Annotated in this window: 11 protein-coding genes, 1 tRNA gene and 1 pseudogene; 7 read left to right on the top strand and 6 right to left on the bottom strand. The window is 66.1% G+C overall.

Annotation, left to right across the window (positions count from 1 at the left end; translation table 11 throughout):
- The coding region (gene trxA, locus AC5E6L_RS02220; RefSeq protein ID WP_491770978.1) for a thioredoxin at positions 1–604 on the bottom strand (604 nt) is incomplete at its 3' end.
- A 45-nt stretch (positions 605–649) separates the two neighbouring features.
- Entirely contained in the window at positions 650–1,168 is a 519-nt protein-coding gene (locus AC5E6L_RS02215; protein ID WP_491229489.1) for a prolyl-tRNA synthetase associated domain-containing protein, read from the bottom strand.
- 197 nt (positions 1,169–1,365) lie between these two features.
- Between AC5E6L_RS02215 and AC5E6L_RS02210 the strand changes: the two genes are divergently transcribed.
- A tRNA-Gly gene (locus AC5E6L_RS02210) sits at positions 1,366–1,440 on the top strand.
- A gap of 182 nt (positions 1,441–1,622) precedes the next feature.
- Here the strand turns inward: AC5E6L_RS02210 and AC5E6L_RS02205 are convergent.
- On the bottom strand, positions 1,623–2,066 hold the full coding sequence (locus AC5E6L_RS02205; protein WP_491770975.1) for a GNAT family N-acetyltransferase: 444 nt from the start codon (positions 2,064–2,066) through the stop codon (positions 1,623–1,625).
- 100 nt (positions 2,067–2,166) lie between these two features.
- Here AC5E6L_RS02205 and AC5E6L_RS02200 point away from each other — a divergent pair, with 100 nt between their 5' ends.
- Positions 2,167–3,063, top strand: a complete 897-nt coding sequence (locus AC5E6L_RS02200) for a LysR family transcriptional regulator (protein WP_491770973.1) — start codon at positions 2,167–2,169, stop codon at positions 3,061–3,063.
- Between the two features lie 114 nt (positions 3,064–3,177).
- Here the strand turns inward: AC5E6L_RS02200 and AC5E6L_RS02195 are convergent, their stop codons facing one another.
- A complete protein-coding gene (locus AC5E6L_RS02195) occupies positions 3,178–3,870 on the bottom strand; it encodes a FadR/GntR family transcriptional regulator (RefSeq protein WP_491770971.1) in 693 nt (230 codons plus the stop codon).
- 263 nt (positions 3,871–4,133) lie between these two features.
- Here AC5E6L_RS02195 and AC5E6L_RS02190 point away from each other — a divergent pair, with 263 nt between their 5' ends.
- The 5 genes from AC5E6L_RS02190 (at position 4,134) to AC5E6L_RS02170 (ending at position 9,724) form a co-directional block, all read left to right on the top strand.
- A complete protein-coding gene (locus AC5E6L_RS02190) occupies positions 4,134–5,456 on the top strand; it encodes an alpha-L-fucosidase (RefSeq protein WP_491770969.1) in 1,323 nt (440 codons plus the stop codon).
- Positions 5,457–5,560: 104 nt separating this feature from the next.
- Positions 5,561–6,748, top strand: coding sequence for an ABC transporter substrate-binding protein (locus AC5E6L_RS02185; protein WP_491770967.1), 1,188 nt, complete (start codon positions 5,561–5,563; stop codon positions 6,746–6,748).
- Between the two features lie 112 nt (positions 6,749–6,860).
- A complete protein-coding gene (locus tag AC5E6L_RS02180; RefSeq protein WP_491770982.1) occupies positions 6,861–7,733 on the top strand; it encodes a carbohydrate ABC transporter permease in 873 nt (290 codons plus the stop codon).
- Positions 7,723–8,613 (top strand): carbohydrate ABC transporter permease, encoded by an 891-nt coding sequence (locus AC5E6L_RS02175; RefSeq protein ID WP_491770965.1) that lies wholly within the window; start codon positions 7,723–7,725, stop codon positions 8,611–8,613. Before AC5E6L_RS02180 ends, AC5E6L_RS02175 begins: the two co-directional genes overlap by 11 nt.
- A 40-nt stretch (positions 8,614–8,653) precedes the next feature.
- Complete coding sequence (locus AC5E6L_RS02170; RefSeq protein WP_491770963.1) at positions 8,654–9,724, top strand: ABC transporter ATP-binding protein; 1,071 nt, start codon at positions 8,654–8,656, stop codon at positions 9,722–9,724.
- A gap of 130 nt (positions 9,725–9,854) precedes the next feature.
- Here the strand turns inward: AC5E6L_RS02170 and AC5E6L_RS02165 are convergent, their stop codons facing one another.
- Together AC5E6L_RS02165 and lysA are read right to left on the bottom strand one after the other, a co-directional pair.
- On the bottom strand, positions 9,855–12,434 hold the full coding sequence (locus tag AC5E6L_RS02165; protein WP_491770961.1) for a TIGR02302 family protein: 2,580 nt from the start codon (positions 12,432–12,434) through the stop codon (positions 9,855–9,857).
- A 127-nt stretch (positions 12,435–12,561) separates the two neighbouring features.
- Positions 12,562–13,822 (bottom strand): annotated as a pseudogene (gene lysA, locus AC5E6L_RS02160) (diaminopimelate decarboxylase).
- Positions 13,823–13,824 lie beyond the last annotated feature (2 nt).

Below are 13,824 nucleotides of genomic sequence, written 5' to 3'. Positions count from 1 at the left end.
CCATGCCCGCATAGGCGGCGGCGTTCTCCGGCTCCTGTTGCAGCACCGCGGCGTAGATCTGGGCGGCGCCGTTCACATCGCCCGCCTCGGCGGCGGCTGCGGCCTGGGCGAGCGCCTCGGCGATCGCTGCGCCCTGCGCCCCGCCGCCGCCCATCTTGACCAGCTTGTCGATGAAGGCCTGGACCTGGCTTTCGGGCTGGGCGCCCATGAAGCCGTCGACCGGCTGTCCGTCGACGAAGGCCAGCACGGCGGGAATGGACTGCACGCCCATCTGGCCGGGTATGGCCGGATGGGCGTCAATGTTCATCTTGACCAGCTTCACCTTGCCGCCGGCCTTGGTGACCGCGGCCTCAAGGATCGGCGTGAGCTGCTTGCACGGTCCGCACCAGGGCGCCCAGAAATCGATCAGAACCGGCTGGTTGCGCGATTCGGCGATGACGTCGTTCTGGAAATCGGCCGTGGTCGTGTCCTTGATGAGCGGTCCGGTCGCTTCGGTCTGGCCCGTGCCGGGGGCGGGGTCCGCAGCGCCGCCGAACGCGACGGTCTGATTGCCATAGCCGCCCGCGGTGCCGCCGGACGCGAACGGATTGTCGTTGGATGTCATGGTCTGGTCCCCGGCATCGGAGCGATGCGTCTTGTCGGTTCGTCCCTATGTCGCCTCTGGGGCGCTGAGATTCAAGACGGTGAAGTCATGACCGGTGGCCTCGACGAAGCGCCTGAGATCGTCGCGCCTGATCGAGGTCGTCGCATCGTTGCGCAGCGGGTGGCCGTTGATGATCTCCTGCTCCATCAGGGCGGCGTCGAAGATCAGCCGCACGCGGTTGCCGGTGTCGTTGATCACGCCGAAACAGGTCACCGCGCCGGGCACGACGCCAAGCAGGTCCATCAGCGCCTCTGGCTTGCCGAACGAGACCCGGCCTTGCGCGCCGATCAGCGTGTGGACGCGCTTGAGGTCGATCTCGGCCTGTTCGCCCACCGTCAGCAGGAAATGGGTGCCCTTCTTGTCCTTGACGAACAGGTTCTTTGTGTGTCCGCCGGGGATTTCCTCGCGCACCGCCCGGCTTTCGGCGACCGTGAAGACCGGCGCGTGCTCCCGCGTCTGGGTGCGGATCGACAGGGAATCGAGGAAAGCGAGAAGATCGGCGGACGATCTGGGCGGATGGGTCACGATCGAACTCCTGTGTCGGCCGGGCCGGGAACATCGCCTTGTGGCGCACCGCGCCGGCGACCGCAAGGCCGCGCCTGCGACGCGACGCGGCGCGGAACCGCGCCGTGCAAGGGCTTTGGAAAGGCGCTTGGCGAAGGCACTTGCAATTGCCGATGGCTTGCGCCATTAAGCGGCGGTCCGGCGGCTGCCTGACGTGAGCGGGCGTAGCTCAGGGGTAGAGCACAACCTTGCCAAGGTTGGGGTCGTGAGTTCGAATCTCATCGCCCGCTCCATTTTTAAATCATGAATGCCTTGAAGATATCGCGCTTCGCCGTCGGCGCCCTTGCGATCTCTGCGGTCGGCAACGGTTCGGCCTGCTGTGACCTCACTCGCCGCAACGTCTTGAAGGATGCTCGGCTCAAGAAGATGCGCATCCGACCCTGCACGCCGCGCGCAAACGCCCGCCGCCGGTCGGTCACATGATGGTGTGACAGGGGATCGCCTCTTCGCCTCCGGCAAGTCCGAGAGCCATGGCGATGGTTCGGTTGCGCTCGGTCAACCCCAAAATGCCCGTCCGCATGAAGCCCAGCCGCTCATGGGCGGCGATCGCAGCCGCGTCATCGACGTCCACCCTTGCCAGCATCAGCCGGAACCCGCGCACGCGGGCATGCTCCACAAGCGTCGCCAAAAGAGTGACCACGGAGTGCTCGTCGTCGGCGCCGGCGCCAAGGAAAATATCGTTTTCGATCACCGCGTCACTCCCCGGCCGGCAGCGGTAGGCTGCATATGCGACCAGACGCTCGTTCTCCTGGGCAACGAAATGAGCTGATCTGGGGCAGCCGCTTGCCCCTATTGCGCCGCCATGGAATATCTCGGTGATCCGGGTGAAATCCGCTTTCCTTGCACAGCGTATGAGCATCGCGTCACCACCTTTTGCTATTTGGCAATCCGATGCTATGTCAACACAACCCAAGTAATCTCAATGCGCTTGATAAAGGAATCTTATGGATATCGAGCAGTTGCGGACATTCGACAGGGTCGCCCGGGACCTTAGCTTCACCAAGGCCGCCGCCCGGCTGAAGGTGACGCAGGCCACGGTTTCCATGCGGATCCGCGCGCTGGAGGACAGTCTCGGCGTGCCGCTTTTCACGCGCGGCCGGCGCGTGGCGATCACCGATCACGGCATCATCTTTCTGGTTTATGCCCGCCGCATGATCGCCGCCGCCCAGGAGGGGCGCGAGGCCTTGCGGCGCGCCAACAGAGGCCGCATCTATCTGGCCTCGCTCCGTTCGATCGCCACCGCGGTCATCAGCGATTCCCTGCTCAGGTTCCATGCCCGTCACGGCGAGGTCGACGTCATTGTCGAGGAGGGAAATCACAATCACATCATCTCGATGCTGCACGAGCGCACCGCCGAGATCGGCATCATAACATGGCCCAACCTCGATCCGCTGATCCCCGAGCTCTACCCGGCGCTGGTGATGCGCGAGAGCGTGCCGCTTGTGCTCGCTCCGCATCTGGCCGCGCGGCTGCCAGCGGCACCGCTCCTTGCCGAGGTGCTCGAACTCGTGCCCCGCGTCATCTCGCAACGCTGGTGGCAGATCGACCCCGAAGGCGCGACCACGCTCGTCAGGCGCGCGCCTACCAGCATCGAGGTGCCGACCGGCCCGGCCCGGCGGCTGGCGCTGACCGGCGAGGGGTTGGGGTTTTTCGTCCGCTCCACGATCATGGGCGAACTCGAACGCGGCGAACTCGTGGAGATCCGTCCTCGCGATCTGGAGCCGCTTTATCGCAATATCGCGATCGCCGCGCTCGAAGAAGAGGCGTTATCGCGCCCCATGCTGGCCGAATTCATCCGCGAGATCGCCATCGAATGCGCCAAGGTGGGCACCATCCTGGAGAGCCGGCTCAAATAGCGCGCGCAAGGCCGAAAGCGCTCGGATACGGCAACGCCGGTCCCCTCGGTCCGCCCCGGTGGACAATGCAATGAAAGATCGCGTCGAGCGGCCGAAAACGAGCAAGCCGGCCGCTCAATCCCAGACGGACACCATCGCCGTTTCAACATAGTCCAGATGCGCACCCATCGTCTGCCGCGCGGCATCGGGCTCGCCGTCCAGTATGGCGCGGGCCAACGCCTCGTGATGCTCAAGGATGTGTACGCGAACATCCTGAATCGCGGCCAGATGGGAATGAAAGCGCCCGTCGAGATCCTGGCCGCGCGACGCCCAGATGTTGCCGATGATCTCGTGCAGAACGGCATTGCCGCACCCGTCGGCGATGGTCATGTGCAGGGCCCGGTCGCTCGACGCCGACCAGCGGCCGGCCGCGGTTTCCCGGCGCATCGTCTCGACGGTGGCGCGCAGCTTCGCCTTGCCCTCCTCGCCGATGTTGCGGGCCGCCATGGCCGCGGCCTCGGGTTCGAGCAAGGTGCGCGCATGCATCAGCTCGATGGGTGAACGGCCCTGCTCGGGCAGTGCGGCGGCAAGACCTCGCCTGGCCTTGACGAAGGCGCCGACGCCGACGCGCACCTCCACCAGTCCGGCCACCTCAAGCGCGATCAGCGCTTCGCGCACGGTCGGCCGGCTGACGCGCAGATCGGCGGCCAGTTCGCGCTCGGACGGCAATTGCGCGCCGGCCTGAACGGCGCCGGACTCGATCAGATCGCGAATCTGGTCCGCGATCTGGACATAGAGCTTCCGATGAGAAACGGCTTGCAGTTTCATGGCCCAATCGGGGTCCTGCTGGAATGAGACGGACGCGCCGCGGCAGACCCCCTTACATGGCGCCTCCCGCTTTGTCCATGCTGGCCTGACCACTTGACATCCTGACCTCGATCCGTTTCCCTATCGTCGGCGTTTCGATGGCGGTTTCGGGAGGAAGGACGACCGCATAGGCGTCCGGCATCAGGGCGCGCCCTGCCGGATTCCAAAAGCCTGTTCATCGCTCAGCGGAAAAAGATGATTTTTATCATCGCAGGGGAGGAAAAATGAACGCAACGATCTCAGCCAGGGATCTTGTCTTGCCGCAAGACAAGAAGGATTGGTTTGTTCATGACCGTTTCGGCATGTTCATTCATTGGGGTCTTTACGCGCTTGGCGCGCGGCACGAATGGCTGAAAAGCCGCGAAGAGATTCCAACCGAGGACTACCAGAAGTATTTCGACCATTTCGATCCCGATCTCTACGATCCGGCCGCATGGGCCAAACGCGCCCGGCAGGCGGGGATGAGATATGTGGTGCTGACCGCCAAGCACCATGAGGGCTTCTGCCTGTGGGACAGTCAGGTAACTGACTACAAGGCGACCAACACGCCCCATGGCAGGGATCTGCTCAAGCCGTTCGTCGAGGCGTTCCGCGCCGAGGGCCTGAAGATCGGCTTCTACTATTCGCTGATCGACTGGCATCACCCCGATTTTCCAAGCGACATCTATCACCCGCTGCGCAACCATCCCGATGCGGCCGCGCGCAACGCGCAATGCGACATGGCCAACTACGCGCGCTACATGCGCGACCAGGTGCGCGAACTGCTGACCGGCTACGGCAAGGTCGACGTGATGTGGTTCGATTTCAGCTATCCGGGCCGGGCGTATGACGGCCTGCCGGGCAAGGGCCGCAACGATTGGGAAAGCGAGAAGCTGCTGGCGCTGGTGCGCCAATTGCAGCCCGACACGATCGTCAACAACCGGCTCGATCTGATCGATCACGAAGGCTATCTGCCCGACATAACGACGCCCGAACAGTATACGCCGCGCGTCGCGCCGGCCATCAAGGGGCAGCCGGTGACCTGGGAGGCGTGCCACACATTCAGCGGTTCGTGGGGCTATTATCGCGACGAGGCGACGTGGAAGGATGCCGGCCAGCTCGTCAAGATGCTGATCGACACCGTGGCGCTGGGCGGCAATCTTCTGATGAATATCGGCCCCACCGGGCGCGGCACGTTCGACGACCGCGCCAGCGCCGCGCTCGACGTCTATGGTCGCTGGCTGGCGCTGAACGGCCGGTCGATCTACGGCGCCGGCCCCTCGGAGCTGACGCCGCCCGACGGCTGCAAGTATACCCAGCGCGGCAACCGGCTCTATCTGCATGTCTATAGCTGGCCGTTCCGCCACATTCACATCGACGGCCTGGCGGGCAGGGTCGACTATGCGCAGTTCCTGCACGATGCCAGCGAGGTGCATTGGATGGAACCGAGCAGGGACGTCGATTCCAATGTCGGGGTGAGCGTGCCGGAGGGCATGATCACGCTGGAGCTGCCGGTGGTCGCGCCGGAGGTGACGGTGCCCGTGGTCGAATTGTTCCTGAAGGGCTGACATCGCCGGAGCCGCGCCGGGAGGAGAACCGCGCGGCCCGAAACATGCTTGCAAAAACGGGAGGTGGATCAGTGAGAAAGCTATCGATTGCCGGAGGCGCCCTCATGCTCGGCGCGAGCCTTGCCGCCGCGTCGGCCCTGGCGCAGGAGCAGGTGGCGCTGACATGGCAGATGTGGTCGGGCAACGAGGCCGAAACGGCGGTCTGGGAGCGGCTCGCCGACATGGTGACCGAAGAGCATCCCGACATCACGATCGAACTGGTGACGTCGCCCTGGGTGGATTACTGGACGCGTCTGCCGGTGCTGGCGGCGTCGGGGCAGTTGGCCGACATCGTCTCCATGCAGTCGCTGCGCATGCCCAACTTCTATTCGATCCTGGAGCCGCTGAACGCGCGCGTGGAGGCGGACGATTTTGACATCGACGCATTCGTGCCCTCCATCGTCGGCGGCATGTCGTTCGGCGGCGAACTGTACGGCCTGCCCTACGATGTCGGCCCGTGGCTGATCTTCTACAACAAGGACATGTTCGAGCAGGCCGGCCTCGACCTGCCGGAGCCGGGATGGACGGTCGACGCATTCCTTGCGGCGGCCGAAGCGCTGACGGGCGACGACGTCCATGGCTTCGGCCTGGCGCCGATCGACTTTTCGGTCTTCACCACCGCCACGGGCGCGACATACCTGGCCGGGGACGGCACGCTGAACCTGACCGATCCGTCCGCCATCGAGGCGGCGGCGACGCTGATCGGCATGGTCGCCGAGAGCGGCACCGCGCCCATCGTCACCGGCGCCAATCCCGCCATCATGGTCAGCGGCAGGTTCGACGCCGGCAATGTCGCCATGCAGATCACCGGCCCCTGGGACATGGTCAACAAGAACGCCAATGTCGCCTTCGAACTCGGCCTGACCTCCATGCCGCGCGGTGACGGCCCGCTGCGGGCGGCCACCGCCGGCTCCGGCTTCGGCATCGCGATGACGAGCGACCACAAGGATGCCGCATGGCGCGCCATCCAGGTGCTCACCGGGCCGGAGGCGGCCGCCTATCTGGGCAGCCAGGGCCGCGCTCTGCCTTCGCGCATCGCCCAGCAGCCATTGTGGTACGAGGTGGCCGCCGCCGACGTGTTCGGCGCGACCGAGGCGCTGACCTATTCGCTGGAAAACGCGGCCGTCTATGGCATCACCGGCAACTGGAACGAAGTCGAGAACCTGCTCAACCAGTACTTCGTGCCGGCCTTTACCGGCGATGCCACCGTCGAGGAAACGATGCAAACGATTCAGAGCCTGGCATCGCAGTAAACGATGGGCGCGCCGCCGGCGGGCCTTTGCGCCGGCGGCCGGGCCCCGGACCGCCATGAACGAGACGATACAGGCAACACCGGCCGCAGCGCCGCGCAGGCGCCGCAATGTGATGCGCGGCCGCGAGGCGCGCACCGCGCTGATCTTCCTGCTGCCGAGCCTTTTGGGCTTTTTGGCGTTCATGGCGTTGCCCATGGTGGCTTCGCTCACCATGAGCTTCACCGACTGGCAGCTTCTCGCGCCGCCGAGCTTCGTCGGACTTTCCAACTATGTCCGGCTTCTGACCGCCGATCCGACCTTTTATACCGTGCTGGGCAACACGCTGTTCTTCACGGTCCAGTATCTGGTGCTGAACCTGATCATCTCGGTCGGGCTTGCGGTGTGGATTTCCAGCCTGAGGTTCGGCCAGCGCTGGTTCCGGGTGATCTTCTTCATCCCCACCTTCACGCCGACGATCGCCGTCTCCATCGTCTGGCTTTTGATCTTCACGCCGGGCGGACTGCTCGATTCCACCTTCGATGCGATGGCGATCAACGCGCCCAACCTGCTGCTCGACGTCGATCTGGCCATGCAGACCATCGTCATCGTCACGCTATGGGCCAATGTCGGCTACAACATGGTGCTGTTCAACGCCGCGCTCGATCTTGTGCCGCAGAGCTATCTCGACGCCGCCAAGATCGACGGCGCCAACGCCTGGGACCGGTTCTGGCGCATCCGGCTGCCGCTGATCTCGCCGACGATCTTCTTCGGCACCGTGATGACGGCCATCACCTCGTTGCAGGTCTTCGACCAGATATTCGTCATGACCAATGGCGGTCCGGGCTCGGCGACGGCGACGCTCGGCTTCGCCATCTATCAGAACGGCTTCGTGCGCTATCAGATGGGCTACGCCTCGGCGCTGGCCTGGATCATGTTCATGATGATCATGGCGCTGACGGCGCTGCAATTCTGGTTCCAGCGCAAATGGGTGCATTATGACCAGTGAGACCGTGGTGCCCAAGCCCGTCAGGCGGCCGCGCCGCAGGGCGTCGAGCCCGGCGATGAAACGCGCCGTCGACATCGTCAGCCATGGCGGGCTGATCGCCGTCGCGCTGATCTTCCTGTTCCCGCTGTTCTGGATGGTCTCCAACGCCGTGCGCAGCAATGCCGAGGTTCTGGCCGTGCCCGTGCGCCTGTTTCCCGGCGCGGTCCAATGGGGCAATTTCGCCGAAGCGTGGCTGCAACTGCCCTTCGGCCGCTTCTTCCTCAACAGCGCCATCGTCGCCGGCTCGGTGACGATCATCACCATCATCGTCTCCTCGCTCGCCGCTTATGCGTTCGCGCGACTGCGCTTTCCGAGCCGCGAGGGCATCCTGATCGCCTATCTGGGCACGCTGATGATCCCGCAGGTGCTGCTGGTGATCCCGCTGTTCCTGATCGTCAGCAATCTGGGCTGGGTGAACACCTATCAGGGGCTCATCCTGCCGATGGCGTTCAGTTCGTTCGGCGCCTTCCTGCTGCGGCAGTTCTTCCTGTCGATCCCCCGCGAACTCGAAGATGCGGCACTGATCGACGGCGCCTCGCGGCTGCGCATCCTGGTCAGCATCATCCTGCCGCTGGCGATGCCGGCGATCGGGCTGCTGGCTCTGTTCACCTTCATCGGCCAGTGGAACAATTTCCTGTGGCCGCTGATCGTCGTCAACGGGATGGACCATGCGACGCTGCCGCTGGGCCTGACCATGTTCCAGACCCAGCAGGGAACGGCATGGAACTTCATCATGGCGGGCGCGACATTGTCGATGCTGCCGGGCATCATGCTGGCGATCATCCTGCAACAGGTGATCTACAACGGCATCACCGTGGGCGCCGGCTTCGGCGGGCGCTGACACGGCACCGAGCGTCAGGGCGGGGCAGGGGAGCCGACACATGGCCGGCGTTGCCATCATCAATGTCAGGAAGAGCTACGGCGCTGTGCAGGTGCTGCACGGCATCGATCTTTCGGTGCGCGACGGCGAGTTCCTGGTGCTGGTCGGACCCTCGGGCTGCGGCAAGTCGACGCTTTTACGGATGATCGCGGGGCTTGAAGACCTCACCGAGGGCGACGTGCAGATCGGCGGCACCATCGTGACCGACCTTCTGCCCAAGGATCGCGACATCGCCATGGTGTTCCAGAACTACGCGCTCTACCCGCATATGCGCGTGCGCGACAACATGGCGTTTTCGCTGAAACTGTCGCGCCGCAGCCGCGCCGAGATCGACCGGATGGTCGAGCACGCCGCCGGCATTCTCGATCTTGCGCCGCTGCTCGACCGGTTCCCGCGCGAGCTGTCCGGCGGCCAGCGCCAGCGCGTGGCGATGGGCCGGGCGATCGTGCGCGATCCGGCGCTGTTTCTGTTCGACGAGCCGCTGTCCAACCTCGATGCGCAGTTGCGGGTGCAGATGCGCGGCGAGATCAAGGCGCTGCATCAGCGGCTGAAATCGACCATGATCTACGTCACCCACGATCAGATCGAGGCGATGACCATGGCCGATCGCATCGTCGTCATGCGCGGCGGCCACGTCGAACAGGTGGGCACGCCGCTTGAGGTCTATGACCGGCCAGCCAATGTGTTCGTCGCCAGGTTCATCGGCTCGCCGGCGATGAACCTGGTCGAGGGCAAGGCCGCGCGCGGCGGCGGCGGCATGGTTCTGCGCGCGCAAGACGGCACGCGCTGGCCGCTGCCCGCCGGTCTGGCGCCGGACGAGGGCGAGGCGCTGGTGCTGGGCGTGCGGCCCGAACATCTGAAGATCGCCGACGGCGGCCTGGCCGGCAGCGTCCTGATCGTCGAGCCGACCGGATCGGAGACGCATGTGGTCGTCGATGTCGGTGCGCAGCACCTGACGCTCGCCTTAAGGGACCGGATCGCGCTCTCGCCCGGCAGCGCCGTTGCGCTGGCGCCGGACATCGACCATGTGCACGTGTTCGACAAGAAAAGCGGCCGGCGCATCGATGCGTGAACCATGCCCGCAAAGAAACCGTCTTGGACATTTGGCAACATATGCGCCGATCCATCTCCTCAACGCCGGCTACGCTGCCGCCAAAAGGTGAAGCGCTCTGAGCCGGGCGGACCGCTTGCGCCAACGCACATCAGCGCAGGTCGAGCAGGCGTTCGAGATATTCACGTTCGAGCCGCGGTGACAGGGCATTGCCCAGCCGCTCGCGAATGGCTTCGAGGATTTCGCGGGCGCGGCGCACGTCGATCTCGTCGGGCACGTCGACGGATTCGCCGAAATCGGGCCCCGACGACCGCTGTGGCCGGCCGAGCGGATCGCGGTCACCGCCATTGCGGGTGCCGCCGGGCTCCGTCGAGCCGGCTCGCCCGTTCATCGCCTGCTGCTGCATCTGCCGCATCATGTCGCCCGCGCCCCGGCGCAGCGCATCCATGGCGTTGCCCTGTTCGGCGAGCGCCTGTTCGCCCTCATTCCCATCCAGTGCATTGCCGGCCTCGCCCATGGCGCGGCCCGCCTCACCGAAATCCTCGCCCGGATCGATCCCCATGCCGCGCAGGCTCTCCATGAACTGGTCGAGCCGCTGTCGCAGCGCCTGCTGGCCGGGCGCCAGACCCTCAAGGCCCTGGCCTGGCTGCCGGCCGCCCGGCTGCGGCGTGCCCTGGCCGCTCTGGCCCATCTGGCCCTGGCCTGGCTGCTGCCGGTCCAGTTGGCCTTGCTGACCTCGCTGTTGCTGGCTTTGTTGCCCCTGCTGGCCCTGGCGGTTCTGCCGGAACGTTTCGTCCATGAGCTGCTGCTGCTCGCGCAATATCTCGCCCAACTCGTTCATCTGCCGCTGGGCCTGGTTTTCGCCCTGTCCCTGCTGGTCGGGCCGCGCCATCTGAAGGTTGTTCATCATGTTTTCGAGCTGTTGCAGCATGTCCATCGCCTGCTCGCGCGCGCCGGACCGGGCCATCTCCTCGATCCGGTCCATCATCTCATCGAGCGTCTGGCGGTCGACCTCCTGCCCGCCCATCTGCGGCATCTGCTGGGCAAGGTTCGGATCGTTGAGCGCGCGCTCGGCGAATTCCTGCAAAAACTCCTGCATCGCCTGGCGCAGCGCGTCCATGAGCCGGGCGATTTCCGCCTCGGACGCACCGCGCTCCAGGGCGTCGCGCAGCGCCTGCTGGGTCTGGCGCAGGCGGCGTTCGGCGTCCGTCAGCCCGCCATCCTCGATCTGCCTTGCGATCTCCCAAAGATAGTCGACGACGCCGCGCAACTGGTCGTCGTCGCGCGCGTCGGCAAGGCGGGTCCGCGCCGTCGAAAGGCCCAGAAAATGCGCCGCATTGTCGATCGTTTCCTCGGGGTAGAGCATGAGGGCATCGAACAGGTCGACGATTTCGGCTTGCCGGCCCGCATCGAGCGCCAGTTCGCGGCGCTGCTCGATCAGCGCCCGCGCGAGCGGATCGGAGAAGGGGCGGCCGGGCAGCACCAGCGTGCGCGTCGCGCTCCGGCCGGTCTGGCCGAGATCGTCCTCGGCCTGAAGCGTCAGCCGAACCTCGGCGCCTGCCCAGGGATGCTCGGTCAAATCGCGCACGGTGCGCGCAGCCCCGTTCTCCGCATTGCGGCGCGGCAGGCCGAGCGGCAGGTCCGGTGCCTCGTAGAGCGGCCGCACACCGTTGGCCCGGCGGCCGGCCAGTTCGATCAGCGCGCGCGCGCCTGCGAGGCGATAATCGTCGGTCGCGGTGTAGTTGAGCGTGATCGTGCCGTTGGCGGCGCGTTCGAGCGGCGTTTCTTCGGCGAAGGCGATTTGCGGTGCCTCATCGGCGATCATGGCGATGGTCCAGCCGCCGAGCGTGCGTTCGCCATCGGTGATGGACAGCGCGCCGCCGGCCTCGACCCTGGCTTCGAACGCCCGTGCCCGCCCGTCGCCGCCGGCGCCCGCGGCCACCATCGCATCCGGTGCCGGAAAGCTGACCTGTTCGGCCCCGTTGCCCCCGGCGATGCGGACGGTGATCGTGCTGCCCTCGGGCACGGTGAAGGCTGCCTTGCCCGCATTGAGGTCGGAGGTCAGGAAGACGGGCGCGATGGCGGTGTAGGCGGGTGGCGTGATCCAGGCGTCGATCCGTGCGGGCACCGCCGTTTCAGCGCCATGGCCGCGCGCGACATCGATGAGCGTGCCGCCGCCGGGCGCGAACGAATAGGCGAACGCGGTGACCACAAGCAGCGGCGCGAGCGCGCGCAGCGCCCAGGGATCGCGCGCCGGGATCGTCGTGCGGGCGCGCACCGGTTGAATCCGCCCCACGCTCTTGGCGATCCGTTCCTGGTGCGCCTTCCACAGGGCGCGGGCGAACGGATCGTCCGCGCGCACGAGCGTGTCGCCCTGCGTGGTGATCGGCCGGTGGGCGAGCCGGTTGTCGCGTTCGAGCCGGTGATCGACGTCGAAACCGCCCGGCAGGACGAGCCCGCGCAGCGGCCACAGCGCGGCAAGGCCCGCGACCGCCAAGGCCATGCCGGATGCGATCCGCACCGTATCGGGCACGGCGCGGAAGTAGCCGAACCAGGACAGGACCATGAACAGGCAGGCGACGAGAACCAGCGGCAGGACCAGCGGCGCGACGCGCTCGGCGACGATAACGGCACGGCTGAACCAGCGCGCGAACCCCAGGCGCGCGCCGCCATTGACGCGCGCAATATTCCGGCCTTGGGCGGGCTTGGCGGTGGATGGACGTTCGGCCATGATGCGATGTCCCTGTCTCACCGCGCAGAACATAGCAGCATATGTGGCTTTGGCGAGGCGAAAACCGCTCACGCTTGCGTCAGTCTGCAACCTTTGCGAGCGCCGGGGATGGCCGGCGGTGGCCGCGTTACAGCCAGCCCGGCACGCTGTCCATGCCGATCAGATCGGCATGGGATGGGCGCGGCCGCGCCAGGTGCCACCTGTCGCCATGGACGATCACCTCGGGCACCAGAAGGCGCGAATTGTAGGTGCCCGCCTGCACCGCGCCATAGGCGCCAGCCGAGCGTATCGCGAACAGATCGCCCGGCGCGGGGCGGGCGAGATCGCGGTCATGGGCCAGATAGTCGCCCGATTCGCACACCGGGCCGACCAGATCGGCGGTCACGCGCGGGGCGTCCGGCGCCGGTTCGACGACGGGCGACGTCTCGTGCCAGGCATCGTAGAGCGTCGGCCGGATCAGATCGTTCATCGCGGCATCGACGATGAGGAAATTCTTGTTCTCCATCTCCTTGAGATAAAGGACGGAGGTGACCAGAATGCCGGCATTGCCGGCGATCAGCCGGCCGGGCTCGAAGATCGTCTTCACGCCGAGCGGCGCGACATGCTTCTTGACGATATCGGCATAATCGTCCGGTAGCGGCGGCGGGTCGTTGTCGGTGCGGTAGGGGATGCCGAGGCCGCCGCCCAGGTCGACATGTTCGATCGCGTGGCCGTCGGCGCGCAACCGGCCGACCAGTTCGGTCACAAGGGCGAAGGCATCGTCGAAGGGCTGCAAGGCCGTGATCTGACTGCCGATATGCATGTCGATGCCGATGACGCGCAGGCCCGGCAGTCCGGCGGCGCGGCGATAGACCGCGCGTGCCCGGTCCCACGAGATGCCGAACTTGTCCTGCTTGCGACCGGTCGAGATCTTGGCGTGCGTTTTCGCATCGACATCGGGATTGATGCGGATCGAGACCGGGGCGGTCTTGCCGGCGGCGACGGCGCGCGCCGAAAGAAGCTCCAGTTCGGGCTCGGATTCCACGTTGAAGCAGTGAATGCCGACGGCGAGCGCGGCGTCCATCTCGCCGCCCGTCTTGCCGACGCCCGAGAACATGATCTTGTCGGGCGCGATGCCGGCGGCGAGCGCGCGGCGCAACTCGCCCTCGGACACGACGTCGGCGCCCGAGCCGAGCCAGCGTCGCCAGGACCGCCTGGTTCGAATTGGCCTTCATGGAGTAGCACACCAGCGCGTCGATGTCGGCGAAGGCGCCGGCGAAGACGGTGTAATGGCGGGTCAGGGTCGCCGTCGAATAGCAGTAGAAGGGCGTGCCGACCGCCTCGGCGATCACCGGCACCGGCACGTCCTCGGCGTGCAGGACGCCCTCACGATACTGGAAGTGGTTCACGC

Source organism: Roseitalea sp. (genome assembly GCF_984466335.1).
The sequence above is the reverse complement of the archived record's forward strand: the minus strand, read 5'-3'. Positions and strand labels throughout refer to the sequence as shown.